The organism is Pseudacidobacterium ailaaui (genome assembly GCF_000688455.1).
Lineage (GTDB): Bacteria > Acidobacteriota > Terriglobia > Terriglobales > Acidobacteriaceae > Pseudacidobacterium > Pseudacidobacterium ailaaui.
Genome location: NZ_JIAL01000001.1, coordinates 1,411,002 through 1,435,600, shown reverse-complemented (window position 1 = coordinate 1,435,600; position 24,599 = coordinate 1,411,002). Strand labels below are relative to the sequence as shown.

26 protein-coding genes, 1 other RNA gene and 1 pseudogene are annotated in these 24,599 nt (G+C 60.5%); 11 read left to right on the top strand and 17 right to left on the bottom strand.

The genetic code is table 11. The features are described from left to right. Positions 1-71: 71 nt before the first annotated feature. The 4 genes from N655_RS0106380 (at position 72) to N655_RS19740 (ending at position 1,773) form a co-directional block, all read left to right on the top strand. A complete protein-coding gene (locus N655_RS0106380) occupies positions 72-353 on the top strand; it encodes a hypothetical protein (protein WP_044935394.1) in 282 nt (93 codons plus the stop codon). Next, on the top strand, positions 337-711 hold the full coding sequence (locus tag N655_RS0106375; RefSeq protein WP_081823604.1) for a cell division protein ZapA: 375 nt from the start codon (positions 337-339) through the stop codon (positions 709-711). Before N655_RS0106380 ends, N655_RS0106375 begins: the two co-directional genes overlap by 17 nt. Positions 712-761: 50 nt before the next feature. Further along, positions 762-952: non-coding RNA, 6S RNA (gene ssrS / locus N655_RS20065), on the top strand. A 50-nt stretch (positions 953-1,002) separates the two neighbouring features. Beyond that, positions 1,003-1,773 carry a prolipoprotein diacylglyceryl transferase gene (locus N655_RS19740; protein WP_026442313.1) on the top strand — a complete coding sequence of 257 codons (771 nt, stop codon included), beginning with the start codon at positions 1,003-1,005 and terminating at the stop codon, positions 1,771-1,773. Between the two features lie 31 nt (positions 1,774-1,804). On the opposite strand, the gene N655_RS0106365 is transcribed toward N655_RS19740, so the two are convergent. Continuing rightward, positions 1,805-2,239, bottom strand: a complete 435-nt coding sequence (locus tag N655_RS0106365) for a hypothetical protein (protein ID WP_026442312.1) — start codon at positions 2,237-2,239, stop codon at positions 1,805-1,807. A 97-nt stretch (positions 2,240-2,336) separates the two neighbouring features. Between N655_RS0106365 and N655_RS0106360 the strand changes: the two genes are divergently transcribed. After that, positions 2,337-2,636, top strand: coding sequence for a hypothetical protein (locus N655_RS0106360; protein ID WP_026442311.1), 300 nt, complete (start codon positions 2,337-2,339; stop codon positions 2,634-2,636). A 79-nt stretch (positions 2,637-2,715) separates the two neighbouring features. Beyond that, a complete protein-coding gene (gene glgC, locus N655_RS0106355) occupies positions 2,716-3,969 on the top strand; it encodes a glucose-1-phosphate adenylyltransferase (protein ID WP_026442310.1) in 1,254 nt (417 codons plus the stop codon). A 53-nt stretch (positions 3,970-4,022) separates the two neighbouring features. On the opposite strand, the gene N655_RS17665 is transcribed toward glgC, so the two are convergent. Further along, positions 4,023-4,802, bottom strand: coding sequence for a MerR family transcriptional regulator (locus tag N655_RS17665; protein WP_044934096.1), 780 nt, complete (start codon positions 4,800-4,802; stop codon positions 4,023-4,025). A 166-nt stretch (positions 4,803-4,968) separates the two neighbouring features. Here N655_RS17665 and N655_RS0106345 point away from each other — a divergent pair, with 166 nt between their 5' ends. Together N655_RS0106345 and N655_RS0106340 are read left to right on the top strand one after the other, a co-directional pair. Then, positions 4,969-6,183 carry a hypothetical protein gene (locus tag N655_RS0106345; RefSeq protein ID WP_238324538.1) on the top strand — a complete coding sequence of 405 codons (1,215 nt, stop codon included), beginning with the start codon at positions 4,969-4,971 and terminating at the stop codon, positions 6,181-6,183. Beyond that, entirely contained in the window at positions 6,180-6,809 is a 630-nt protein-coding gene (locus N655_RS0106340; protein ID WP_026442308.1) for a ferric reductase-like transmembrane domain-containing protein, read from the top strand. The genes N655_RS0106345 and N655_RS0106340 overlap by 4 nt, the downstream gene beginning before the upstream one ends. A gap of 1 nt (position 6,810) precedes the next feature. Here the strand turns inward: N655_RS0106340 and N655_RS0106335 are convergent, their stop codons facing one another. Then, the gene (locus tag N655_RS0106335; RefSeq protein WP_026442307.1) at positions 6,811-8,748 is read right to left on the bottom strand and encodes an ABC-F family ATP-binding cassette domain-containing protein; all 1,938 of its coding nucleotides are present in this window, start codon (positions 8,746-8,748) and stop codon (positions 6,811-6,813) included. Between the two features lie 187 nt (positions 8,749-8,935). Between N655_RS0106335 and lpdA the strand changes: the two genes are divergently transcribed. The 3 genes and pseudogenes from lpdA to sucB all read left to right on the top strand — a co-directional run bounded on the left by lpdA (position 8,936) and on the right by sucB (position 13,009). Beyond that, entirely contained in the window at positions 8,936-10,357 is a 1,422-nt protein-coding gene (gene lpdA / locus N655_RS0106330; protein WP_026442306.1) for a dihydrolipoyl dehydrogenase, read from the top strand. A gap of 123 nt (positions 10,358-10,480) precedes the next feature. After that, complete coding sequence (lipB, locus tag N655_RS0106325) at positions 10,481-11,266, top strand: lipoyl(octanoyl) transferase LipB (protein WP_026442305.1); 786 nt, start codon at positions 10,481-10,483, stop codon at positions 11,264-11,266. Positions 11,267-11,354: 88 nt separating this feature from the next. Next, positions 11,355-13,009 (top strand): annotated as a pseudogene (sucB, locus tag N655_RS21175) (2-oxoglutarate dehydrogenase, E2 component, dihydrolipoamide succinyltransferase). A 37-nt stretch (positions 13,010-13,046) separates the two neighbouring features. Here sucB and purK read toward each other — a convergent pair. The 14 genes from purK to N655_RS0106250 all read right to left on the bottom strand — a co-directional run bounded on the left by purK (position 13,047) and on the right by N655_RS0106250 (position 24,598). Further along, the gene (purK, locus tag N655_RS0106315) at positions 13,047-14,195 is read right to left on the bottom strand and encodes a 5-(carboxyamino)imidazole ribonucleotide synthase (protein WP_026442304.1); all 1,149 of its coding nucleotides are present in this window, start codon (positions 14,193-14,195) and stop codon (positions 13,047-13,049) included. Next, positions 14,192-14,683, bottom strand: a complete 492-nt coding sequence (gene purE, locus N655_RS0106310) for a 5-(carboxyamino)imidazole ribonucleotide mutase (RefSeq protein WP_026442303.1) — start codon at positions 14,681-14,683, stop codon at positions 14,192-14,194. The genes purK and purE overlap by 4 nt, the downstream gene beginning before the upstream one ends. Positions 14,684-14,758: 75 nt before the next feature. Further along, the gene (locus tag N655_RS0106305) at positions 14,759-15,040 is read right to left on the bottom strand and encodes a hypothetical protein (RefSeq protein WP_026442302.1); all 282 of its coding nucleotides are present in this window, start codon (positions 15,038-15,040) and stop codon (positions 14,759-14,761) included. Next, on the bottom strand, positions 15,041-15,250 hold the full coding sequence (locus N655_RS0106300; protein WP_026442301.1) for a hypothetical protein: 210 nt from the start codon (positions 15,248-15,250) through the stop codon (positions 15,041-15,043). It lies immediately after the preceding gene. A gap of 23 nt (positions 15,251-15,273) precedes the next feature. Beyond that, entirely contained in the window at positions 15,274-17,589 is a 2,316-nt protein-coding gene (locus N655_RS0106295) for a hypothetical protein (RefSeq protein WP_026442300.1), read from the bottom strand. 12 nt (positions 17,590-17,601) lie between these two features. After that, positions 17,602-18,582 (bottom strand): hypothetical protein, encoded by a 981-nt coding sequence (locus N655_RS0106290; protein WP_026442299.1) that lies wholly within the window; start codon positions 18,580-18,582, stop codon positions 17,602-17,604. Further along, complete coding sequence (locus tag N655_RS0106285) at positions 18,579-19,067, bottom strand: hypothetical protein (RefSeq protein ID WP_026442298.1); 489 nt, start codon at positions 19,065-19,067, stop codon at positions 18,579-18,581. The genes N655_RS0106290 and N655_RS0106285 overlap by 4 nt, the downstream gene beginning before the upstream one ends. A 36-nt stretch (positions 19,068-19,103) precedes the next feature. Then, entirely contained in the window at positions 19,104-19,550 is a 447-nt protein-coding gene (locus tag N655_RS0106280) for a hypothetical protein (protein ID WP_026442297.1), read from the bottom strand. Positions 19,551-19,553: 3 nt separating this feature from the next. Continuing rightward, on the bottom strand, positions 19,554-20,177 hold the full coding sequence (locus N655_RS0106275) for a hypothetical protein (protein WP_026442296.1): 624 nt from the start codon (positions 20,175-20,177) through the stop codon (positions 19,554-19,556). Between the two features lie 85 nt (positions 20,178-20,262). Further along, complete coding sequence (locus N655_RS0106270; RefSeq protein ID WP_026442295.1) at positions 20,263-21,228, bottom strand: hypothetical protein; 966 nt, start codon at positions 21,226-21,228, stop codon at positions 20,263-20,265. Between the two features lie 86 nt (positions 21,229-21,314). After that, positions 21,315-21,692 carry a hypothetical protein gene (locus N655_RS0106265; protein ID WP_238324536.1) on the bottom strand — a complete coding sequence of 126 codons (378 nt, stop codon included), beginning with the start codon at positions 21,690-21,692 and terminating at the stop codon, positions 21,315-21,317. Continuing rightward, entirely contained in the window at positions 21,664-22,284 is a 621-nt protein-coding gene (locus tag N655_RS17655; RefSeq protein ID WP_202900323.1) for a hypothetical protein, read from the bottom strand. The genes N655_RS0106265 and N655_RS17655 overlap by 29 nt, the downstream gene beginning before the upstream one ends. Positions 22,285-22,423: 139 nt before the next feature. Next, positions 22,424-23,680, bottom strand: a complete 1,257-nt coding sequence (locus tag N655_RS17650) for a phage portal protein (RefSeq protein ID WP_081823603.1) — start codon at positions 23,678-23,680, stop codon at positions 22,424-22,426. Positions 23,681-23,764: 84 nt separating this feature from the next. Further along, a complete protein-coding gene (locus N655_RS0106250; protein WP_026442293.1) occupies positions 23,765-24,598 on the bottom strand; it encodes a DUF3037 domain-containing protein in 834 nt (277 codons plus the stop codon). Position 24,599: the final 1 nt, after the last annotated feature.

Genomic DNA, 24,599 nt, shown 5'->3' with positions numbered 1-24,599 from the left:
TATGGGGGGAAAACCAGCTATACTGCGCGAAGAACACTTTTGTATTTCCCCCAGGTCAAAGAGGTAACCCGATGTCCACTGTTGCACTGAAAGAAGCTGAACTTCCCCTTGCCGCCGATGATTTTAATGCGCTCGAACAGCGTGTTCTGCGCACCATTGAGCTGTTGAAAAAAGAGCGCGAAGCGCGCGCCACCGCAGAGCAGAATGCTGCCACGCTGCAGCAGCTTCTGGACGAACAGTCGCTGGAGCTGAGCCGGACCCAGGAACAGGTGCGGGCCCTTGAACAGGAACGGGAGGCCGCGCGCCAGCGCGTGGAGCGTATGTTGAAGCAACTGGATGAAATTTCTGCCTGAGAAATCCGGAACAGGAGTAGAGCAGTTGCGAAAGGCACATTCCCAGCAAGAGCCGCAGGACCCGACAGGGTTTGTCACCGTGGACATTTACGACCAAACCTACCGGCTGCGCGGACAGGACCCGGCCTATATCCAGAGGCTCGCGGAAATCGTAGACACCAAGATGCGTGCTGTGGCCGCGCAGGGCAAGACGGTAGATTCGCTGCGCGTGGCCGTGCTGGCAGCATTGAACATCGCCGATGAGTTGTCCACCCTGGAGGCGCGGTATCAGGAGCTGACCGGGACAGCCAGCAGCCGCGCCAGCAAACTTACGGGGCTGCTGGATTCCGTATTGGGCGAGGAACGCAAGATCGGCTAAAGCCGCCTGACTTGCAATCCTGTTCCACACCCGCTAGCATCCAGTTAGAAACCGGCCTGCAAAGCAGGTGGTTGTGATCCATGCCGGTTGAACCTACATTCATTGAACAGGGAGCTCGACTCGACAAATCGGTTCGGTGAGCAGTGTCCGCCAGTCCGGAATGCCTAAAGAACCGCGGGGAGTTCCCACCGTCTTAGGACGGGTTCACCGGCGCATCGCTCCACGGCCCCGCGGGTCGGTTTTGTTTTCAAAAGCAGGAAGTACTCTGCTTCCCCTACGCGCGGAAGGCCCTTGCATCCCCGTCTCTTCCAGATCGGAGCTATCGCCGTCCCCACCGAAGGTGTCCTGGTGGCGCTTTCCATCCTGGCGGCCCTGTGGATGGCCGGGTGGACTGCGCGCCGTCTGGCCCTGGACCCGGAAAGGACCTGGAACCTCTGCCTGACTGGCATTTTCACCATGCTCCTGGGTGCGCGTCTGGTGCTGGCGCTCGAACACCCGCGGGACTTTCTGGCGCATCCGTTCTGGATGCTGGGGCTGGTGACCGTGCGCAGCCCCGCAGCGTTTTACGGGGGCCTTCTGCTGACTATTTGTATCTGTTTCGGATACATATTCTGGAACCATTTGCCGCTGCGCCGTACGCTGGACTGCGTGGCCCCGGCAGCGGCCCTGGGCCTGGGCATCCGCGCGGTGGGGGCCTTTGCGGGGGGATCGGGCTATGGCACTCTTACCACCGCGCCCTGGGGAGTGGTCTATCAGCATCGTCTGGCGTGGCTGTGGTACGGGACGCCGCTGGGAGTGCGCCTGCATCCGGTGCAGCTTTATGAAGCGGCAGTGCTCCTGGGGCTGTTTGTCGTGCTGGTCCTGCTGCTGCCGCGTTCTCGGTACCCCGGGGAGATGGCCGCGCTCTTCCTCTTTGTCTATGGGGCCGAGTTGTACTTTTTGGACCGGTACCGCGGCGTTCCTGTGTGGCTGGCGGGCGGTGTGCTCTCTGCCCTGCAGGCGGGGGGCATTCTCTGCGTGCTGGCAGGCGCATTTTTTGCCTTCCGAGCCAAAGGGGCCTGAAGACCAGAGGGGGTGTTTCTGGATGCCGCCCTCAGCTGCGGTGTCCGCGCCTCTGCTTTTTGCCCGCGCGATAGAACGAACTGCACGCGAACCAGGCAAAGAGCAGGGTGACCGCGCAATAGGTGAGGAAGCGGGCATGTCCCGGGCCGGCGGCCCAGCCCTGGCGCAGTTTGTAGGCGTTGGAGGCAAAGACGATGGCAAACAGGGAGAAGAACAGGCCGGTAATCTGGAGCCAGATGATGCCGCTGGCATGGGCAAAGGGCCTCCAGATGGCCCCGCCAAAACGGCGTGCCCCGCTGGCGACAGCTTTGCCGCGCTGGGCGTACACTTGAGAAAGAGGCGGCTGGCTGCTTGCGCCCTGCGCTGCCGGGGAAGGTGGACTGGAACGCGCAGCGCGGTCCAGGAGCATCTTTGAGGCGACGCGGACGCCGATTCCGAATTTGCGGCCGACGGTGTTCGGCTCCATGAAAAAAGTTTAGCAGCCTGCCCGAATCTTTCTTGCCCTTCGTGGACATCAGAAGTAATGTAAGGCCATCGCGCCTGCGGAAACGGAGAGATGCATCTTGGACGCCCACCTGCGTAAACTCGTTCAGCAACTCGGAGAAGCCATTCACGAAACTGTGTCGGAATCGGAGCACATTGCCGGCGTCGTGCAGGACATTCGCAGACAAGGTTTTGAGGTCCTTCTGATGCTGGAGGCCACCATTGGCCTGAATGAGCTGGAACAGCAACCCGAAGCGGCATTTGAGTCATCGAATGCCGAGGACCAGCAGACAGAAGGCAGCGGGACCTTTTCCTCGCAGGACGTGCATTTTCTGCGCTCGCTCCGCATTGCCGTGCATGATGATGGGAGCACAGAGTAAAGGTTTGGTTGCCCTCTACCGCTGTTTTAAGGTAGATAACTGCTTGTAGCGCAAATCCAGCAAAGGGCGGCACAAACCGATGAAAGACACTCTGGGCGTACTTCTGGCGGGCGGCGCAGGCGAACGCCTTTTCCCGCTTACCCGCGATCGCGCAAAACCGGCGGTCCCTTTTGCCGGGAACTATCGCATTATTGATATCACGCTTTCCAATTGCATCAACTCCGGGCTGCGCAAGGTCTATATCCTGACCCAGTACAAGGCGCTGTCACTGAACCGGCACATTCGCGAAGGCTGGACGAGCGTGGTGGCGCACGAGCTGGGGGAATTCATTGAGATCCTGCCGCCGATGCAGCGGGTCAGCCCCAACTGGTATATGGGAACGGCGGATGCTGTTTACCAGAACATCTACTCCATCGGGTCGGAGCAGCCCAAACATGTCCTGATTCTTTCCGGCGACCACATCTATAAGATGGACTACGGCAAGATGCTGCAGCAGCATCTGGACTCGGGCGCAGATGTCACTCTGGCCACCCTGCCGATTGATCCGTCGGAGGTCTCTCGCTTCGGCGTGGTGGAGGTAGCGCGGTCTGGGGAAGTCATCGGCTTCCAGGAGAAACCAAAATCCACCGAGATCCGCTCGCCTTTTAACCCGGCGATGGTTGATGCTTCGATGGGCATCTATCTGTTTAACACGGACGTGCTTCTGCCCGCGCTGATCAAAGACGCCGAAGACCCGGCGTCGAAGCATGATTTCGGGCACAACATCCTGCCCGCGCTGCTGGGCAAATACAAGATGTACGCCTTCAACTTTGTGGATGAGAACCAGCAGGACGCCCTCTACTGGAGAGATGTAGGCACGCTGGACGCCTACTACGAAGCCAATATGGATGTGGCCTCGGTCTCACCCATCTTCAATCTCTACGACAAAAACTGGCCCATGCGCACGAGGGTGAGGCAGTATCCGCCGGCGAAGTTTGTTTTCGGAGAGCCGGGGCGCACGGGGATGGCCATCAATTCCATCGTCTCTGCAGGATGCATTATCTCCGGTGCGCTGGTGCGCAACAGTGTGCTTTCGCAGGACGTGCGCGTGAATTCCTACACGGAAGTGGATTCGAGCATTATTTTTTCGCATGTGAATATCGGAAGGCATTGCCGCATCCGCCGGGCCATTATTGACCGCGACGTGCACCTGCCGGAGGGCACTGTGATCGGCTATGACCAGAATGAAGACCGCCGGAACTACTTTGTGACTCCCTCAGGGCTGACAGTGGTGACGCGCGACTACTCGCTCTATGAAAACCCAGTGGCGGCCGACTTTCTGCAGCCGCTGTGAAACACGGCAGGGCAAGAAAGACGGCGCCCGGAGGTCCGGACGCCGTTTTTCTTTTACATGCAGCTCAGGCCATGAGCCTCCATGGCGGCGTGGATGAACCTGCCGGCCGTCTCGCTATAGGGGCGTTTCCAGGACTGTGGCCAGTTCTGCTGGTCGGCGTAAAGCTGGTTCAGGCCCTGCTGGATACCGGCGTCCCCTCCGGTGAAACCACGCACCAGATCGGTCCAGCGCTGGGCGAGGGTGCGTGCCCCAGGACTGGAGGGGTCCAGTCCCATCTGGGCGGCTGCTTCCACCTCGGGAATCAGCTTTGCCCAGGCCTCTTCGCCGCGCCGGATGGCTTCCGGGTCCGCATTGCGCCGCGCGTGGAGCGCCGCCAACTGTTCCGGCGTAAAGTATTTCTTCATCCATTCCTTGTTCTGTTCCATTTGGACCACCTCGATGATTTGTTTCAGGGCCTCCCAGTCGGCCTTTCCGGTTTGGGCAAGAAGCTTCTGTGCCCGCTCCACGGCCTGGAGGGCGTGGTCGAGCATCTTCCGCTTTCTCTTGAGCGCCTCGTGCTGCAGGGCAAGGACCTCTTCCAGGCAGGAAATGGGTCCGGAGAGGGCGGCCTTGATTTCCTTCAGAGAGCAGCCGATGAACCGCAGGGTCGTGATCTGCTGCAGGCGCACCAGCTCGCGTTCGCCATACAAACGGTAGCCGGAGAGCGTGCGCGGCGGTCGCAGCAGTCCCAGGCGGTCATAGTGATGCAGCGCGCGCACCGTGGTTCCGGTGCGGCGGGCAAACTCCTGGATCCGCATGGGAGAAGTGCTGCTGTTCACAACGATTCGGTTCATAAAACTGTCTCCAGAAAGGATGGTCAGGGATGACGCAGCGTCAGGGTCAAACCATTATTTACAATTTTGAGCAGTGATTTCCCGGCAAAAAAGACCTGATTCAGCGCCCTCCCGTCTCTTTTGGGTAGCGCTCGCGGTGCGGTTGGCCTATGTGGTTCTGGCGCACATGTACCGCATCCGTCCCTATCTGGACCACTTCAGCTTCGGGTGGGAGATGGGCCGCATTGGCCGCGCCCTGGTCACCGGGTACGGTTTTGCTGATCCTTTCCACGGCCACACGGGGCCGACGACCTGGGTCGGTCCGGCTTACCCCCTGATCATCGCGGCGGTTTTCAAACTGTTTGGCATTTATACGGCACGGTCGGCGTTTGTGTTGCTTGCCCTCAACTGCCTGCTGAACGCGCTGATGGTGCGCTTTGTGTGGGAGATTGCGGCGCGCTGCTTCAATAATCTAAGCGTGACGCGCTGGTCGGCCTGGCTCTGGGCGCTGTATCCGGCGGCGATGCAGTACGCGGTGAAGTGGATCTGGGAGATGACGCTGACGGCCTTTCTGTTTGCCTGGGTGCTGACGCTGTCGCTCCGGATGCGGAACATTGGCGGGACCCCGGAGGAGGCCGCGACAGCAGCCAGTACGCGGCGATGGCTGCTCTTTGCGCTGCTTTGGGGGCTGATTGCGCTCAGCAACCCATCGTTGCTGCTGTTTCTTCCCGTCAATGGGGCCTGGATTGTGGCTGGATACAGGAACCAGCGCGGAGGGCCTGGGGCACAGTTTGCAAATGCAATGCTGGCCACAGTGGTGTTTCTGGCCTGCATCGCTCCCTGGACCTACCGCAACTGGCGCGCCTTTCATCACTTCATTCCCATGCGCGGGAACTTTGGCGTGGAGTTCTACCTGGGCAATGGACCGCAGTCCACTGGGCTGCTCATGGCATACGACCATCCGGCGCAGGACCCCATCGAGCTGGAACATTACCGGCACATGGGAGAGCTGGCGTATGCAAAGTGGCGCGGCGAGCTGGCGAAGGCCTACATCCGCAAAGACCCAGTGCATTTTCTCAACCTCTGCCTGCGGAGGCTGTACTTTTTCTGGTTCGGGGTGCCACATCCTTTTGATGAAGGGCCACTGGATGAATATGGCCGCCTGCTGAACTTCCAGTTCACGAGTATTGTGGGGCTTTTGGGACTGGCGCTGGCGCTGAAGCGAGGTGTTCCGGCGGCCGGTTTGTTTACCTGGGCCTTTGTCCTGCTGCCGCTGGTCTACTACCTGGTGACGGTGCACGCGCGATTCCGGCATCCACTGGAGCCGCTGATGACCATCTTCGCCGTGTATCTTTTCCACTCCGCAGAAAAGAGCTGGCGCGTGCGGTGGGTGGCCGGATGAAGGTGTACTGGAGGCGACGCTGGCGCAGGCACCTGCTGCTGGCCTTTACGGCCTTTGCGATTGCGGCCATCGCGTATGCAGCGACGCCTCCGCCGGACCTTCGTCATCGCCTGAGCCTGGCCACGGCCTATGCGGCGATGGTGTTTCTTGCGGCCTCGCTGGCGCTGGGGCCCTGGAATGTGCTGCGGAGAAGGGCGAATCCGGTGAGCTTTGACCTGCGCCGCGACGTGGGCATCTGGGCCGGTCTGCTGGCCCTTGGGCACACGGCCATCGGCCTTACGGTGCATCTGCGCGGGCGCATGTGGATGTATTTCTTCCGCAGATTGCATCCGCCTGCCGTGCAGAAGACGCTCTTTGGATTTGCCAATTACACAGGGCTGGCTGCGGCCCTGCTCTTTCTCCTGCTGCTTGTGCTGTCCAATGACCTTTCGCTGCGGTTGCTGGGCACGCGGCGATGGAAGTCGCTCCAGCGGTGGGCCTATTGTGCTTTTGCGCTGACCCTGGCGCACGGGATTGCATATCAGACCGTCGAGAAGCGGCATCTGCCCTGGGTGATGGTGTTTGCCGGGTGCGCGCTGCTGGTGCTGGCCCTTCAGATGATGGGTCTCTGGCGCAGACGGGCGTAAGTCAGATGACGGCCTGCTCTTCCAGCTGGAGCATCAGCTCTTCCCACTCCGCTGTAAGTCGCTTGTGCTGGTTGCGCAGGTCCTCAAGCTGCGCTGTGAGTCGGTGGGTTTCCTCCACGCTGACAAACGTTGCCAGGGCCTGCTCGGTATCGGCAATGGCCGCTTCGAGGCGCGGAATTTCTTCTTCGACGAAGGAAAGCCGTTCCTGCATCTGGCGCAGGCGGATCGGGTTCAGGCGGCGGGATTTTTCCTGCGTCGCCGGCGCCGGCGGCCCCGATGCAGGTGCGGCTGGAGATGAGGCGGGGAGCGCCGCCACAGGCGCTTCTGTCTGGACAGTGCTCTGCTTCCGCCACAGGTAGTCCTCGTAATTGCCCGGATAGACATGCACATGTCCGCCTTCGACCTCGAAGATGCGTGTGGCCAGCTTGTCGATAAAGTAGCGGTCGTGGGAGACGAAGACGACGGTACCGGTGAACCTGCTGACGGCGTCGAGAAGGACGTCTTTGGCGCGCAGATCAAGGTGGTTTGTCGGTTCGTCCAGCAGAAGGAAATTGGCCGGGCCGACCAGGATGCGGGCCAGGGCGTAGCGGTTGCGCTCGCCGCCGGAAAGGACGCCGAGCGGTTTGAAGACGTCATCGCCGGAGAAGAGAAAGCAGCCGAGCAGGCTGCGCAAATCGGTTTCGGGAACGCGCGGGGCCACACGGCCAATGTCGTCGATCATGCGCGCTGCCGGGTCAAGCACCTTGTACTGGTCCTGTGCGAAATAGTCGGCAATGACGTTGTGCCCCAGCCTGAGGAGCCCTGACGAGGGCGGTTCCTGGCCGGACAACATGCGGATGAGCGTGGACTTGCCCGCACCATTTGCGCCGACGAGGGCCACGCGGTCGCCGCGTTCGATGGTAAAGCCCACATCGGTGAGGACCTGCTTTTCTCCGTAGCTTTTCGCGAGGCCAGAGACTTCCACCACCGTGCGTCCTGAAGGCGCAGGCTGCGGAAAATGGAAGTGGATGGTCTGCTCTTCCTGCGGGACCTCAATGCGCTCGATTCTTTCCAGTTCCTTGATGCGGCTTTGGACCTGCTTTGCCTTGGTTGCCTGATAGCGAAAGCGGTTGATGAAGGCCTCCAGGTGCTCAATGTGCTCGCGCTGGTTGCGGTAGGCAGCTTCCAGCTGGGCGCGCCGCTCGGCTTTCTGTTGCAGATATTTCTCGTAGTTGCCGGAGTAGAAGTGGAGGCCCTTGTTCCAGATTTCGACGATTTTGTTCACGGTGACGTCGAGAAAGTAGCGGTCATGCGAAATGAGGACAAAGCCATTGGGATACGCACGCAGATATTCTTCGAGCCAGTTGCGGGTCTCCAGATCAAGATGGTTCGTCGGTTCGTCGAGCAGCAGCAGGTCCGGTTTTTGCAGCAGCAGCTTCGCCAGTGCAATGCGCATCTGCCACCCGCCGGAAAATTCTTCTGTCCGCCGCGTCCAGTCCGTCTTGCTGAAGCCCAGGCCGGTGAGCACGGTGCCTACCTGCGCGTCGAGCGCATAGCCGTCATGCGCATGGAAGCGCGCATTCAGGTTGGAGTAGCGTTCAGCGGCCGCCGCGTATGCGCTGCTCTCCGGGTCGAGTTCCGCCAGAGAGCCGGAGAGCCTGTGCAGCTCCTCTTCCATGCCGCGAAGTTCTTCAAAGACCGAGAGGCACTCTTCAAAAACAGTGCGTCCGGAAAGAGCCAGGCCGTCCTGCGGCAGATAGCCGATGCTCATGCCGCGGGTGCGGTTCAGGCTGCCATCGTCGAGCGAATCCAGTCCGGCCAGGACCTTCAGCAGGGTGGATTTCCCCGTGCCGTTGGCACCAACAAGTGCCGTGCGCTCGTTCTGGGTAATCAGCCAGTTGGCGTTTTCAAAAAGGAGTTTTGGCCCAAAGCGTTTGCCTGCGCCGGCAAGTTGCAGCATGACATTCCTATTGTAACGACCCGGCCAGCGTTCCTCGGCCGCGCAGGGACGGCCGCAGCGGCCTGGCTGGCAAGCGGGAAAGCCCGCCCTCCACTCGCATGAATCGTTTGCTCTCGCATAGAATCAATAGTTCGGCGCTGTTTTGTGCGCCTGCATACCCGATTCCACTTTTTGAACGGAGCATCCCTTGGCAGAAACCATTTATGACATTGCAATTATCGGCGGAGGACCGGCGGGGTATACCTGTGCCATCCGCGCCGGACAGTTCGGTTTGAAGACCGCCCTCATTGAGGCAACAGACAAGCTCGGGGGCACCTGCCTGCATGTAGGCTGCATTCCGACCAAGGCGCTGCTCTTTGATGCCGAAATCTTCGACCACCTGAAACATGGCAAAGACTATGGCATTGAGATCCAGGGCGAGGCGAAGATCAACTGGAAGACGGTGCTGGAGCGCAAGAACCAGATCATCGCCAAACACACCAAGGGACTCGACTTCCTCATGCGGAAGAACAAGGTGACGGTGGTCCCTGGCTTCGGCAGTCTGACCGGACCGGCAAAGGATGGCGTGCATTCGATTGAGGTGAAGGACGCTGCAGGAAAGACCTCGACGGTAAAGACCAAGAACGTGGTGCTGGCGACAGGGTCGGATGCAAAGATGCTTCCTGGGCTTCAGGCGGACGACAAAATCCTGACCAACATTGAGATCCTTTCGCTGCCGCAGGTCCCGAAATCGCTCATTGTGATTGGTGCCGGCGCTGTCGGCGTGGAATTTGCCTCGATCTTCCGCAGCTTTGGGTCTGAGATCACGCTGGTGGAATATCTGCCGCGTCTGGTCCCGGCAGAGGACGAGGAGATCAGCAAGGAACTGGCGCGCGCCTTCCGCAAGCGCGGCATTGATACGCACACAGGCGCAAAGGTGGAGAAGGTCGAGAAGACAAAGTCCGGCGTCAAGGTGACCTTTACGGCCTCGGACGGCAAGCAGGTGGTCAAGGAGGCAGAAAAGGTTCTGGTGGCCGTCGGACGAGCTCCACGGACGGAAAAGATTGGGCTGGAAAAGACCAAGATTGCGCCAGAGCGCGGGTTTATCAAAACCAATGAATGGATGCAGACCGATGAGCCGGGTGTCTATGCGATTGGCGACATCGTGGCCGGACTGCCCCAGCTTGCGCATGTAGGTGCGATGGCGGGAATGGTGGTGGCGGCGAAGGTGGCAGGAAAATATGCGCGGCCCATCAAGCGTCAGCGCATTCCGGCCTGCACCTACACCGAACCCCAGATTGGCAGCGTCGGACTGACCGAGGCGCAGGCCAAAGAGAAGGGCCTGAACCTCAAAGTGGGCAAGTTTCCTTTTACGGGCAACTCAAAGGCCACCATTGTCAATTCGCATGAGGGCTTTATCAAGATCGTCAGCGATGCGAAGTACGGCGAGGTCCTGGGCGTGCACATCATCGGTCCGCAGGCCACGGAGCTGATTGCCGAAGCCGTCACAGCCATGGAGCTGGAGGCCACGGTCGAAGAGATGATGTATGTCATCCACGCGCACCCAACACTGTCAGAGGCCATGCTGGACGCCTTCGGGAGTGTGGAGGGCATGGCCATCAACGTTTAAAGGGAAAGGGCCCGGAGGCGTCAAGGTCCGGGCCGAAGGTTTGAAACGGAAAGCGCGGACCTCACGGCCGGAGTGATGTTCACTGCTCTTTCCGTTTCAGAGCTCCCACATTGAGAAGAAGTCATGGTCCTCTCTGTCCTCGATCTCGGCCGCCTCGATTACGCAACCGGGCTTGCGTTGCAGAAGACGCTGGTGGAACTGCGGCACCAGCAGCGCACCGGGAATGTGCTTCTGTTGCTGGAACATCCTCCGGTGCTGACGCTGGGGCGCAACTCCAGCCGGGCAAACATTCTGGCAAGCGATGAGTTTCTGGCAAAGCGCGGGGTAGAGCTGCACGAGATCAACCGCGGCGGCGATGTGACCTATCACGGGCCGGGGCAGCTTGTCGGCTATCCCATCTTTGATTTGCGCAGCTTCTCGCCGCGTCTGGGCGCAGTGGAATATGTGCGCAAGGTGGAAGAGGTGCTGATCCGCGCCTGCGGCGATTTTGGCATTCCGACGCAGCGCATTGCGGGCCGCACCGGCGTCTGGACGCTGGCGGGCGGGTCCGTGCTGGAGAAGAAAATTGCTGCCATTGGAGTGCATATTTCGCGCGGGATCACCTCGCATGGCTTTGCGCTGAATGTGACGACCGACCTGCGGGACTTCAACCTAATCGTCCCGTGCGGGATTGCCGACCGTGAGGTGACCAGCATGGAGCTGGAGGCGGCCACGGCACCGTCGATGGAACGTGTGATGCATGCCGTCGCCCGGTATTTCGGGCAGGTGTTTGAACAGCAGGTCCTGTGGCTGGAATCCCTGGAAGATCTTTTGCCCTCGCCCGCAGCCAGCCCTGCACAGGACACGCCGCTCTCCTTTCCGAAGCAGCTGAAGCATCTCACAGGTGAGAAGGAAACGCATTTCGCGTAAACTAAAAGGTTTGGTCAGCACAGGACTTCGCGGCCAGATTGCCGAATTTATAATCCATATTTGCGCATGAAACAGGGAAAGGGAACCGATGCCGACTGATGTCATCATGCCCCAGATGGGCGAATCTATTTTTGAAGGCACCATTACCAAGTGGCTGAAGAAGCCGGGAGACAGCGTCCAGCGCGACGAGCCGCTCTTTGAAATTTCCACCGACAAGGTGGACGCCGAGATTCCCTCGCCGGCTGCGGGCGTGCTGAAGGAGATCAAGGTCGCCGAAGGTACCACGGTGCAGATCAATACCGTGGTTGCGGTGATTGATGAGGCCGGGTCCCCCGCTGCGTCTGCGCCGAACGAAGCTGCGCCGACCCAGGCACCTGCGGCTTCACCCGCGGCAGAGGCCCGTCCGGAGACCACAGCCAGCGCGCCTGCTTCTGCGGCCCCGGGCAACGGACAGGCAAAGACCGACGTCATCATGCCGCAGATGGGAGAGTCTATTTTTGAGGGCACCATCACCAAGTGGCTCAAGCAGGTGGGCGATACGGTCCAGCGTGACGAGCCCCTCTTTGAGATTTCCACGGACAAAGTGGACGCCGAGATCCCATCGCCTGCTGCCGGTGTGCTGACGGAAATCAAGGTCCCTGCAGGCCAGACGGTGCAGATCAACACCGTTGTCGGCGTCATTGGTGGAGAAGCGGGAGCAGCGGCCCGGCGGCGCCCGCCCCGGCCCCAGCGGCGCCGGCCCCGGCAAAGGCAGAGGTTGCTGCTCCGCAGGCTGCATCTGCAGAGGTGAAGGAGACGCCGCGCTCTTCCCCGCTGGTCCGCAAGATCGCCAAGGAAAACAACCTTGATCTGGCCCAGGTGCCAGGAACCGGTGCAGGTGGACGCATCACGAAGGACGACGTGCTCGGCTTTCTTGAGAAGCACGGCGCTGCCGCGACCCCTGCTGCTGCTCCTGCGTCCGCTTCTGCTTCTGCTGCACCGGCCCCGCCCGCGGCAGCAAAGGCCGCTGCTCCTGCTGCTCCTGTCACCTCGGCGCTTCCGGGCGAGCTGGTGCCGATGAGCCGGATGAGGTCCATCATTGCGCAGCGCATGGTGGATTCCAAGCGTACCAATGCGCACGTGCACACGGTCTTCAAGATCGACTTTACGCGCATCGTGAAGATCCGTGAGAAAGAGAAGTCGAAGTATGAGCAGCGCAATGGTGTCAAGTTGACGTATATGCCGTTTATCTCGCGCGCTGTGGTCGCCACGCTGCGCAAGATGCCCATCATCAATGCTTCGATGGAGGGCGATGCCATCCGCTACCACCAGAACATCAATCTGGGCATTGCCGTTGCTCTGGACTGGGGCCTGATTGTCCCCGTAATTAAGCAGGCAGAGGAGCGCAGCTTTGTGGGGATTGCCCGCGCCATTGCAGATCTGGCCGAGCGGGCCCGCAGCAAGAAGCTGAAGCCGGATGAGGTCGGGTCGGGCACCTTCACCATCACCAACCCCGGGATCTTTGGTGAGCAGTTTGGCACTCCGATTATCAATCAGCCCGAGAGTGCGATTCTCGGTGTCGGCGGCCTGTTCAAGGAGCCTGCGGTGGTGACGAATGAGGACGGCACCGATTCGATTGCCATCCGCCACATGATCCACCTGACGCTGGGCTTCGACCACCGCATTATTGACGGGGCGGACGCGGGCAAATTCATGGCAGAGGTGAAGAAGTACCTCGAAAACTGGAACGAAGACATCGGGTAGGTCCCGACATCCTTGCGCGAGGTGAAGGACACTGCCTTTACAGCAGGTCCTTCGCCTCCAGCACTCTCTGAACGGCCTCTTCCGGGGTCTTTCCTACCGCGGACAGGTGGCCCATCTTGCGGCCCTTGCGCGGCTGGTGTTTTTCATACAGATGCAGCCGCACCCCCGGCACGCGCAATGCCTGATCAAAGCGGGGTTGCTGGTCCAGCCAGAGATCGCCCAGCAGGTTGACAATGGCCGCCGGCACAACCACAGAAGTATCGCCCAATGGAAGGTCACACACGGCGCGCACCATCTGCTCAAACTGGCTGGTGACGCAGGCGCGCTCACTGGCGTGATAACTGTTGTGGGGCCGCGGGGCAAGCTCATTGACCAGCAGGCGGTCATCGCGCGTGACAAACATCTCGACGGCGAGAATGCCTTCCAGGTGCATTTTGTCGGCGATGCTGCGGGCGAGCCTTTGCGCCTTCTCTTCCAGCGACGCCGGAATCGAAGAAGGGATCACGCTCCAGGCCAGAATCTGGCGCTCATGATGGTTGGTGGCCGCAGGAAAGCTCTTGGTTTCTCCATTGGGGGCACGGGCCACCATGACGGAGATCTCTCGGTCGAGGTCAAGCGCCTTTTCCGCAATGGCGGGACGCTCTCCGAGCAGCTTCCAGGTTTCAGCCACTTCGGCCTGGCCGGAATGCGCGCTCTCGCCGAAACCAATCTTGGCCTGGCTGCGTCCATCGTATCCGCCGCGCGCGCTTTTCACAAAGAGCCGTCCGCCCAGCGCGATGGCTGCGTTTTGCAGATCTGTTTCACTCTGGATGGGGCGAAATTCGCCTACAGGAAAGCCGTTTTCCGAGAGCCAGGTTTTCTGCAGAATGCGGTCCTGGATGATGCGCAGCATTTCCCTGCCCGGCCGCACCGGGGCGAATTTTGCCGCAGCTTCAAGGCAAGCCAGAGAGACTTGCTCAATTTCCAGCGTGACGACGTCGGAGCCGCGGGCCAGGTCGGCGGCGGCGCGTGCATCGTCCCATGCGCCTTCAAAGCAGGCATCGACCACAAAACGTGCGGGGCAGGAGGGGTCGGGGTCCATGACCTGGACGCGATATCCAAGCGAACGGGCGGCCATGGCCGTCATCCGGCCGAGCTGTCCTCCGCCCAGGATGCCGATGGTGGAACCGGGAAGCAAAGCGCTCATTGCGGCAGCTCCTGGGCCAGCACTTCCTGAGTACGGGCCTCACGCCAGGCGCGCAGACGCTGGCGCAGGGCAGGGTCGGTGGTGGCCAGGACCTCCGCTGCGAAAATGGCCGCATTGGCCGCACCTGGCTGGCCAATGGCGAGCGTCCCTACCGGAACGCCTTTCGGCATCTGCACAATGGAGAGCAGCGAATCGATGCCGTTAAGCATCGTTGCAGGCACGGGAACACCCAGCACGGGGACAAGCGTCTTGGCTGCGAGCATTCCAGGCAGGTGGGCCGCACCTCCGGCCCCGGCGATGATGACGCGCAGGCCTCGGGTCTCCGCTTCAGAGGCATACTGGAAAAGCCAATCGGGAGTGCGATGGGCAGAGACGACTCGCACTTCGTAAGGAATTGAGAATTCTTTCAGCAGGTCAACGGCAGCCTTCAGCACTTCATAATCGCTTTTGCTGCCCATCACCACGCCGACAAGAGGGGCGTGCTCCATAACTATTGATTATAGAGGGAGCGAACGGTTTTCCCATTCCAGCACGCGCAGCCGGCGTACTGGAATGGGTGGTGCTCACAGTTTGATTCCAATGGAGGCGGCGAACTTCACGACTGCTGGCCAGACCGCCTTCAGGTCCTGGACGGTGGTCGCATCCAGGGAAAGATTCAAGGGGTTGGCAGCGGCCGCGCTCACGTCTTCCATTGCCTTGGCGACCGTACCCAGCAATACGCCAAGGCCGGCAATCGCGTTCGGATCAAGTTTGCTGCTCAGCTCTTTCGCACTGGTCAGAAACTTTAAGATGTCTTCTGCCGCCACTTCGATACCATGCTCAATGCCAAGAAGGATGTTTGCCATTTATTTCTTCTCCGTGTTCTGTTGGGTTGAAACTGCGCCAAAGGCCCTGTCGAGATTCGCCGCAAGAAGGTGGGTAAAGCGGTAGAGCCAGCGATAAAAACGGCCGTCGTCGGGCCGCGGAGCATCCATTGCACTTACCGCAGCGGAAAAGAGCCACAGTGCTGCGGCCCCGGCCCAGAAGAACTGAGGTTGGTTAGTGGGTACATTCATGGTGGTCCTTTGTTCAGAGAGGATTACAGCGGCACATTGACAAAGACCGCACTGGAAAAGCGCGAATAGTTCGGCGGAGTGGAGCCGTCATACATCCGCACGTAATACTGCTCCATCACTGCTTCGCGCGGAATGGTGAAATTACTGACCGGACTGCGCAGCACGAGGTCCGAATCCGTGCCCGGCCCGAAGGACCAGTCGCGGCGCCGCACCTCGAAACCGCCACCAGCGGGCGGTGTCATGTTTGTATTGATCTGGATGGCCGATGAACTTACCGAAGTCACGCTCATGTCGCGCAGATTACTCAATGGCTCCGCGGTTTGGGGCTGCTGTGGAAGCCAGGCATCCGCCGGGACCGTGGAGGAAGTTTTGATGGCCAGCGGCTCGGCCCAGTCATTGGCGAAGTACAGCGTGTATTTGTTCAGTTGCGGTGACGTATTCTGCATCTCGATCTGCACTTTGCGCACGACAACATTGGCCGCCATGCCGGACGAGGTTGCCGAGATGGCAAGCAGGTCGCCGGGCCAGACATCACCCTGGGTCTCAAAGTTCCATCCGGTGTAGGTGCCTTTCCATGCCGCCCCGCGGCTGGAGGCAAGATCGAGGATGGCGGTAGCGGCGTTCTCGCAGTCCGCAGAGCTGAACGGTCTGGGATTGGTCACGGTGCCCAGCCATCGCGCTGTGGCCGGAATCTGCGTGGTCCCCTGGGAGGAGGTCGCCACGCTGTTTGCCAGACGGGCCACGGCGCGACGCTTCGTCCGGTATGAAACAAAGACCAACTCACCGGACTGCGGAATGCTGGTTGTATAGAACCGCAGCTTGCCCGTGCGTTCGATCTTGCAGTCTGCGCCCTGGGCTGTGGTCCCAATGCGGCGCGTGACCGTGCCGCCACCGGGAGGAATACTGGTGACCCACTCCGGCCCCTGCTGTGTGATGGTGATACTGCGAATACTGCAAAAGAGGCTGGCGCTGTTTAGCGGCGCATACAGGCCCACGGCAGGAGCATCTGCCAGGGTGCCGTCATAGAGCACCACCGGTGTCTGCGCCACACCGTTTGTGGTGTCCTGCACTTCAAGAACGCAGTTCACATTACAGGCAATCCCGGTCCCGCCCCGCAGTTTTACGCCTGTATCATCCACAGAGTAGTAGGACTGCAGGACGCGCTGCATTTCTTTGGCATAGATGCGTGTGCGCAACGTGTAAACGTGACCGGCAACGGGTGTGAAGGCATTTCCTGAAACGGCCCCGGAGACAAAGGCTGCAATCGAGTTGTTTCCGTTGTTCTGCGTGACCTGAAAACCGGCGATGCAGTTGGCGGAAAGGACGCTGCCGGAATAAAGGCCGCTGAGCACACCAGTGCTGCCGCTGCTGAATTGCACGCCGCCTGCTTCGATGACCAGCGAGCCGCCCAGCTCAAAGCTGCTGATGGTGCATACGAAGGTCTGTCCGTCAGCGCCATTGCCTCCGGAACAGGTGACACCGTTGGCCGTGAGGGAGAGATGCTGTCCAGGGTCCTGGACCTGCCAGAGGGACGCGTTGATGGACGGCCCCTGAAACAGGTCTGCCAAAGGGTGCGTTTTGGAGGATGGCGGAAAGAAGGGCTCTTCGGTCAGATCGAAGAGGGTCGTCGAGCCATCTCCCTGAAAAATTTCCGTGACGTAGGCGCTGGGCTCCTCCTCGCCGCAGACCGTGACGTCATTGGCCAGCGTTTTTACCTGCGAAGCCTGCAGGCGGCCCATCTGCAGGGTGCCAGCAGACTCGCTTAATGAATGCGTGGTGCTGCCAATGGGCGCAAGCGTGACACTGCCGGCCATGGCACGATATGCGTTGCGGGAGTGCGATGCCAGAAGGCCAGCATTGGTAGACCACTTCTCGGAAGGCTCCGCCACGAACCTTCCGGCAACTCCCGTGGCCTGCGTGGTGTTGAGCGAAAACTGCTCTGCCCCCACTGCGCTGGTAAACGACTGGAGGGCCTCTCCCGCTGGCTCGGCATACAGAGTGGTCATTTGCGGAACGCCCTGCATGTCGAGCAGCAGCTCATCGCTGATGGCCGAGACCACCGCCTGATAGACAGGGCCTGCCGGACCTTCTCCGGCCAACTCCAGCGCCGGCTCTACAGCGATGTATCCGGTAAAGAGAACAGTCCCGCTGTCATCTGAGACTACGACCCTGCCAAAGCGGAGCGGAACTGCAAGGTCCAGGACAGAAGGTACAAGGACAAAAGAACAGATGCTGGGTGCGTTCAACTCGCGCTCAATGCGCAGCGAGGGTTTTCCAGCCAGGGCGCTGGTGTAATCGAGTGCGCCTTTGCCGTCCAGATTATCAATGGTCAGCTTCAACCGGTCTCCTCCTTACACAAGCGTCATGGGCGCGGGCAGAAAGCTGCGGAAGCAGACGACCTGCTCGCCATCGTTTGCGTCCGTGACCGGCAGGGCACGAAAGGCCGCATCCAGGGCCATCCGACCGAGGGGCGGAGCAAGGTTGTCACAGACCTCCTGTGCTCCCTGCATGGCCTGCAAGCGCGGATAGTGAAAGAAAATGCGCTCGCCCTGCTCGCCGGGCATCACGAACAGTGCGGACCACTCCTGAAAGAAGCTGCCGCCCTCGCGGTCCACAAAGCCAAGAAAGGGCTGCGCTTTCATTCCCGCAGTTGGAACGCCCGCAATCAGCGGCTGCGCCAGAGTCAATCCTGTGGACGTGACCTGGGCAACACGCGCGACGTTGAAGGTCACGCGGCGGATGGAATCTGGATCGTTGTTGACGGCCGCGGCGCTGCGTATGTAGGCCGCTGAAACTCCACTGCCGACAAACCCGGTCTGCCCGCTGTAGTCCAGGTCTACGGCCACGAGAGACCCTGCACTGAAGTTCGCTGTATCGGCTGCGTTCAGCGCGAGGAAGGTTGCAGTTGAGCCGGACTGTACGGTGACGGCAGGAACGGCCTTGGACCCGGAGCCATTCGCAGCGCTGCCGCTTGCCGGTTGCAACAGGTTCATGTGCTGTGAGCCGCAGGCCAGCGCCATGGTGAGCTTGTTCCAGGTCTTGAAGCGGAATGACACCAAAGCGCCTGTACTCTCCCGTACCTGAGATTGCGTAGTTGCGGGGACACCGCCGTTCAGAGCTGCAATGGCGCTGGTAGACTTGCGCGCGAAGTTTTCTATCCAGCCCAGGTCTATCCAGGGCGCAGGGGGAGAGTCGAGGGCAAACTGCGCATTCTGCGCCGGGTCAAAGATGGAGGGCACTTGCACAGCACGGTTTACAGGGGCGAAATATGCGCGCACACGCCGCGTGACCACAGGCAGCGCCATGAAATTTGTAACAGTAGATGAACTCATAGCTCACCCGGCTCCTGGAATGCGAAGACGTTCACCTTTGCCACGCGTGTTAACCGCTCCCGCGAAGTGATGAGCGGAGAAAACTCCGGTGCGCTCCAGAAAACCAGCGTTTCCATCTGCGCTGCCGGGCCTTGCGCGTAGTCCATCTTCTGCGCTGAAGCAGGTTGCAGGATGGAAAGCAGCTCTGCGTCCATCTGCGCCATTGCACGTCCGCGGTCGAGGCCGCTGTTGGTCTGGGTGCCTCCGGTTGTGTAGTGGACCTCGCAGGTCAGTTGCGCGAGCGTGGCGGGCAGCTGCGTATCTGTGCTCAGGGAGGTCCAGCGCAGCACAAAGACGTCACCGGGCGGTTGCGCAGCGGGGGCCTCGGCCTCTTCCAGCAGAATTCCCGGACGCTGCACGCCGCGCAGCATAATGACGCGCTGCGGATTCAGCGCTGCCAGACGGTTGCGGAGCGTGATGTAAAAAGTGTCTTTTGCATTTTCCATGGATGGATCGTCCTGATGATGGGCCAGCTTCTGGTTTTAATCTGCTGCCTGTTTCAGCGCATGGGATTCCCGCAGCAGCAGCCGGTACAGATACACCTCTCCCAGCGCCTCGGAAACAGAACGCGATTCAATCAGGTATGGCGCACCGTTGACCAGCACACCCGCAGAAGAATCAAACAACGCATCGGCTGATGTAAGCTGGAGCGCGCCCACTTGTTGCTGTATGGCAGAGGCGGAGACCAGCAGCTCATATTTCGGAAGCTGTCCTTCACTCATCGCCGCCCGCACCTGCCGGAAGATGGCCGGAGAAAGGGCCAGCTGCTGAAAGTTGGGCGGGTCCACGCCAAGCTGTCCCGGATCAGTGCTGTCGCCAGTGGCCGGGGCCACAAGCAGAGAGACGCTCATGCCGCCTGCAGCCCGCAGAAGCGAGTCTGCCATCAGCAGCGGGGAGAAGTTCGGGTTCCGGACACTGAGATCGCTCATGGCTCACCCTAACCTGTTGGCGACCCACGGCTGCAGCAGTTCCTCTACCGTGCTGTCAATTAATGAGCTGGAGAAATAGTCCATCTGCAGAGTGTCTAAGCGGCTGCGCTTGATGTTCAGCCCCGGAGTGGACTGCGCATTTTTCACAATCAGCGCGCAGGCCGATTTGACGGCATCGGGAATCGTGGCCAGTCCGGCGGTGTAGGTCACCTGCACTTCATTGAAGGGAAGCCCAAAGACATTCATGGGAAAGACCATCTCGCCGGTGTCCGGGACAAAGTCCACGGTGGAAGGGTCCACCTGCGTCCAGCTACCGGGCAGAGCAAAGGCCCAGGCAATCTCCTCCTGCATGGGCCAGATCAATTGCCCGCGTCGCGGGCGTGCATAGCGCGCCTGAATACTGAGAAACGGAGACGTAGCCGGTGCGATGGGCACCAGCGGCAGATAGGTGAGACGCACGGTCTGTGAGCCGGCGGTTAGCCGCAGCCGCTCTGTGTACTGTGTGGGATTCAAGCTTGCGCGGCGGCAATGGTTTTCCATCAGTGCCGAGGCCAGGGTGATCCAGTCATCGGTGGTGTCGGCAGCAAGCCCGTAGCTGGTGTATTCGGTTGGTTGCAGATAGCCCATGTCGTCCTCGTTTTCATCGGAGTGGTCGGCCCAAAAGAAGCAAGGCTGGCCCTCAACGCGGAAGGCCAGCCTGAGGCGCAGTGGACTAGCGGTCTACCAGCACCTGATAGTGCGCATAGTTTGCGCCCTTTACCACCACGCCGCCAAACTTCACCACAACATATTGCGAAGCCAGCGAACCGGGCACTCCCAGTTGGAAGATGCGCGGGTTTGGATCGCTCAGCCAGTGGTACTCGATCATGTCTTCGGTCACGATGTATGCCGGAAGCACGGCCGATCCGGATCCGGGCGTGCCGGTGTAGCTCAGCGCCCAGTCGGGAATCAGGGGCAGGTCGCCGGCCTGGGTCGAGAGGGTCTTGACGGTGAAGCCAGCCACTTCGCGCGTGTTCAGCACCACGTTGAACTCGGACTTCATCTCGCGATCAATCAGGTCGAGCAGCACCGGATTGGCATAGATGGCCGTGGGCCGCACGGCGAAGTTGCTGTTTGACACCATCTGCGCCACCGTGGACTTGAGTCCATCCACGATGCTCTGCGAGGTACCAATGGTCACCGTGTTGCCGCCTGCGGCAATCTGCGCGGCCGCGCCAAAGTACTGCGTGGTGGTCGGACTGCTGAGAGAGGTATCATTGCCGTTCCACAGCGCAATGTCATGCGTGTGCAGAACACCTTCCACAGTGTCCACCAGGTCTTTGGCCTGCAGATAGGCGAACTGCTTCTGCTGGGTGCCCAGCTCAATATCAAACAGGTTGTAATTGAGCTGCGCAACAATCGCCTTGAGCGGCACGCTGCGTTCCACGCGGGTTGGGCTTACAACCGGGGCAACAATGTTGCGCGGGTCTACGAAACCGGCGGTCCCGGGTGAAGGAATGCCCGTTTCCTCAAAGAAGCGCGAAGGATGGCCCGTGGCCGGGACCTGCTTGATGCGCTGGCCGAAGATGCCGCGCCGGCGCACAATGTCGGTGATCTCCGTCTGATAAAACGGGACCTCGATGGCGCCAGGCCCGATAAAGTCTGCAGCAGAGTGGATATCGTAGAAATTCGCTTTCATTCCTCAGTTTCTTTCCGCCTGAAACAGGCATGTTTTGGGTGTGCCTTTCAACTCGCAGGCCCGCTTACGCCAAGCGCCGAGCTGTCCTAGCGCGCCAGCAGACCGGCGCGCATCAACTGCGCCTTGACGGCGATGCGTTGCTCCAGGCTCAGCCCGGTCAGTGCAGCATCAAGCGTCTCGGCCTGGATGGAATCCACAGTCGAGAGGCCCTGCTTGGCCAGCAACTGCATGGTGGATGCCGGGACCGTCTGCCGCGCAGGCGATGCGCGGTGCGCCTGCGCGCGTAATTCCGCAATCTGCTGCTCGGCGGCCTCCAGTTTGCGCAGAAGCTCCTGTTCACGGCCCTCCACCGCAGCCGTAATCTTTCCCACCGCGCCTGTCTCCTCCATCCATGCGGCCGTCCGTTCCAGCGCCGCTGCTGCGGCATTCAGGCGCTCAATGCTTTCGCCCAGAGAAGCAAGCATAGTTTCTGTTTCCATTACGCTCCCTTTCGTTTTGATAAAAATATGAAGTTTCTGCGGCCACCCTCGGCGCCAGGCGGCTGTTGCTCCGGTGCCGGTCGGCCAGCCGGAAAGACGTGTTCTGATAGGCTGCCTTTTCGCGCAGCAGGATCGCCGCCCCGGTAAAGGTGGCCTTGGTCAGCGTCCAGATCTCGGCGCGCAGGTCCGCGACGTGTGCATCGGCCAGCTCATAGGACATGCCCATCGTGCCTGCGGCCGCGCCCGCAATCTGCTGCACAACGTCAGGAAAATCGCGGCCAAAAAGGTAGCCGCGCACCCGCAGCTCTTTGCCCACAACGTTTGCTTCCGTGATGATTCCGCATTTGGCCCGCGTATCGTGCCGGTCCCATTTCGGCGCAAAATCCACCGCCATCCCCAGCAGCGAGGGCAGCGCCTCTTCTGCAGCTTTTTTGGTGAGCACCACGCGCCGCCCCTGTGTGCCTGAGGGAGGCCGCGTACTGACTTCATCCACCAGCGTCAGCACCCCTTCAAAACTGACGCGGTTTGGATGCTCGCCGACCTCCGGCATGGCAATTGCCATTGCTTCCAGTCTCATCCCCTCTCCATCACTCGTATTTGCACTGCTTCAGTTGTTTGCGAACAGAGATTTTGCTCCACCTCCTTTGCCTTCTCGATTTGCTCTTCCTGCGCTGACAGGGACCAAAAGGCCCGCTCCTCTGCCGGCTTGCGCTTCCTTACTCTGGCAACGGGGCCAGCCCCCGCATGGCGCGAACCTCGTTTACCGTCAGGACCCCGGCTTTTAGAAGCCCCGTCTGGATCTGCATCTCTGCAACTTCATCCGGGGCATCCAGCTCATTAAAGACAAACTCGAATTCACGCCAACCCAGCTTTTTTGCAAACAGGTCGCGCGTCAGCTGCTCTGCCAGCAGCTTGGCCAGCGGCACGACTGCGCTGCGAAAGGCCTCGTCGGCCTGCTCGGCAGCAGTGGTGCGGTTGACCTCGCGTTCCAGCCCCAGCAGCATGGGCGGAAGCCCGAAGGCATTGGCCACCATGCGAATCAAAAATTCCTGCCAGGCAAGCCGCAGGTCGGCGTCGGTGCCATTGGCAAAGCGCAGCACCTCGGGCTTCTGCTCTGTGCTCAGCAGCGGAACACGTCCGGTGCCCTCAATCTCGTCTTGCCACCAGCGGATCAGGCGTTCGTGCTCGGCGGGCGTCGTCTCGTTCAGCCACAGTGCATACTGGACCACAGAGTTGCTGGCCAGGTTCCCGGCAAAACGGTGTGCGGCCAGAAACGAATTCACTGTCTCGAAGGCCACCTCCAGCGGCCCCAGTCCAAAGGGTGTGTGCGATCGCGGGTTCATCCGCAAATAGAGCAACTGGTCATCGCGCAGCGGAATGCGGCCCGCATCCCCCGGGAGCCCCGTCGTCTGCGCATACCGCACGGACCCGGGATTTCCGTCCCAATGGGGGTCCATCTGGATTGTGGCGCCATCGACGGCCCACATCTCGACCGGCCTTTGCGGATCGCCGGTCAGCTCCATCTCGATGGCGCCAAAACCACCCACCAACGCATCTTCGAGCACCTGCTCCATCAGCGTACGGAAGGAGTCCGCAGGATTTGGTTCCTCCAGCACCAGGCGCAGGACCTGCATGCGCTGCTGCGCGTCCGGAACATCCGCCAAAGCGAATCCCCGCTTCAGCCTCACCTGCCAGTCCATGCTGGCAATGCGGTCCTTGAGCAGATTGATGGCCCGGCGTACCAGCGGTGTTTCCGCAAAGCGCCGCAGATTCACCGGCGTCGGCTTCGGCAGTGACTGCGATGGCGCGCGGTAGGGCGTCAGGATGGAGGGCAGCGCCAGCGTCCTGCGCCTGGCCGTGCCGCCTGTTTCCGCCGTACTTCCGGCAGCTTTTGGCCGCCACAACTTCTGAATCGAATCGGTAATGCCCAACGCCTTCACCTCCGGGATCTTTTTGGTCAAAGAAAAAGGCATGACCCGAAAGCCATGCCTTTGCCACCACAAAATTTCGTTTCTTACTCAATCCAAACCGCTGACGAGCAATCGTTGACCCGCGGTTTACACTCTCAGCTCACGCCGCGCCGTCTCGGCAATCCGTGGAAGATCACCCACGGTCAATACGCGGATTTGCTGCGCTTCCATCGTCTCGATGGCGAAGCGATATTGCTCCACCCGTTCCGGGTCGTTGCGATCATGGCTCACCTCGGCAATCGGCTCGACGACCGCTGTGAGCTCCAGCCCTGCTTTTTCTACGCGCGCCACCCCTTCGCGAATGGTCGGGACGCTGAAGGCCAGCACCTTGGGCAAATCAGGGTCTCCTTCCAGAGAGACCGCGTGAAACATACGGATGATGCCATTCGGTCGGTATCCGCAGTCAATGCGCAGCGGATCTCCCGGTCTGGTATAGGCTGAGACGGCAATGCGCTTGCGCATCAGGTCCCAGACGCCGGCACGCTCAAACTGCGAGCGCATCTGCGCATGGATCGCCTGTCGGCCGCTCCTGCGCGCAGCCGCTTCCCGCTTGCGCGGCTCGACATAAATGCGCATCAGATCTTCGATTCCCGCCTGCATGGACTCGGCCAGGTACGCCTTCGGGTGTGTGATCTGGATCGCATTCGACAGCGAATCTTCCAGCACCTGCATCAGCGGTTTTCCCGGGGCCAGCTCCCCTCCGATCCTCTCCCGCAGCTCACTTTCGAGCCCCTCCAGCATTTCGATGTCCGCATCCGGGTCCACACAGCGCACCCGTGCCCAGTCCTTTGTAAAACGCAGCAACGCGCCATCGGCGCGGCCCGCCTCACGCAGCAGCACGCCGATGTTCACAAACTCATTCCTTACCGGGTCCGGTACATACCGCACCAGCAGGAAATCGCATTGCAACCGTTCCTTCATC

Bases quoted from the DNA above. Each gene is read 5' to 3' on its own strand.
- N655_RS0106380 (WP_044935394.1), top strand. From the start codon at position 72: ATGTCCACTGTTGCACTGAAAGAAGCTGAACTTCCCCTTGCCGCCGAT.
- N655_RS0106375 (WP_081823604.1), top strand. From the start codon at position 337: ATGAAATTTCTGCCTGAGAAATCCGGAACAGGAGTAGAGCAGTTGCGA.
- N655_RS0106365 (WP_026442312.1), bottom strand. From the start codon at position 2,239: ATGGAGCCGAACACCGTCGGCCGCAAATTCGGAATCGGCGTCCGCGTC.
- glgC (WP_026442310.1), top strand. From the start codon at position 2,716: ATGAAAGACACTCTGGGCGTACTTCTGGCGGGCGGCGCAGGCGAACGC.
- N655_RS17665 (WP_044934096.1), bottom strand. From the start codon at position 4,802: ATGAACCGAATCGTTGTGAACAGCAGCACTTCTCCCATGCGGATCCAG.
- N655_RS0106345 (WP_238324538.1), top strand. From the start codon at position 4,969: ATGTACCGCATCCGTCCCTATCTGGACCACTTCAGCTTCGGGTGGGAG.
- N655_RS0106340 (WP_026442308.1), top strand. From the start codon at position 6,180: ATGAAGGTGTACTGGAGGCGACGCTGGCGCAGGCACCTGCTGCTGGCC.
- N655_RS0106335 (WP_026442307.1), bottom strand. From the start codon at position 8,748: ATGCTGCAACTTGCCGGCGCAGGCAAACGCTTTGGGCCAAAACTCCTT.
- lipB (WP_026442305.1), top strand. From the start codon at position 10,481: ATGGTCCTCTCTGTCCTCGATCTCGGCCGCCTCGATTACGCAACCGGG.
- purK (WP_026442304.1), bottom strand. From the start codon at position 14,195: ATGAGCGCTTTGCTTCCCGGTTCCACCATCGGCATCCTGGGCGGAGGA.
- purE (WP_026442303.1), bottom strand. From the start codon at position 14,683: ATGGAGCACGCCCCTCTTGTCGGCGTGGTGATGGGCAGCAAAAGCGAT.
- N655_RS0106305 (WP_026442302.1), bottom strand. From the start codon at position 15,040: ATGGCAAACATCCTTCTTGGCATTGAGCATGGTATCGAAGTGGCGGCA.
- N655_RS0106300 (WP_026442301.1), bottom strand. From the start codon at position 15,250: ATGAATGTACCCACTAACCAACCTCAGTTCTTCTGGGCCGGGGCCGCA.
- N655_RS0106290 (WP_026442299.1), bottom strand. From the start codon at position 18,582: ATGAGTTCATCTACTGTTACAAATTTCATGGCGCTGCCTGTGGTCACG.
- N655_RS0106285 (WP_026442298.1), bottom strand. From the start codon at position 19,067: ATGGAAAATGCAAAAGACACTTTTTACATCACGCTCCGCAACCGTCTG.
- N655_RS0106280 (WP_026442297.1), bottom strand. From the start codon at position 19,550: ATGAGCGATCTCAGTGTCCGGAACCCGAACTTCTCCCCGCTGCTGATG.
- N655_RS0106275 (WP_026442296.1), bottom strand. From the start codon at position 20,177: ATGGGCTATCTGCAACCAACCGAATACACCAGCTACGGGCTTGCTGCC.
- N655_RS0106270 (WP_026442295.1), bottom strand. From the start codon at position 21,228: ATGAAAGCGAATTTCTACGATATCCACTCTGCTGCAGACTTTATCGGG.
- N655_RS0106265 (WP_238324536.1), bottom strand. From the start codon at position 21,692: ATGCTTGCTTCTCTGGGCGAAAGCATTGAGCGCCTGAATGCCGCAGCA.
- N655_RS17655 (WP_202900323.1), bottom strand. From the start codon at position 22,284: ATGAGACTGGAAGCAATGGCAATTGCCATGCCGGAGGTCGGCGAGCAT.
- N655_RS17650 (WP_081823603.1), bottom strand. From the start codon at position 23,680: ATGCCTTTTTCTTTGACCAAAAAGATCCCGGAGGTGAAGGCGTTGGGC.
- N655_RS0106250 (WP_026442293.1), bottom strand. From the start codon at position 24,598: ATGAAGGAACGGTTGCAATGCGATTTCCTGCTGGTGCGGTATGTACCG.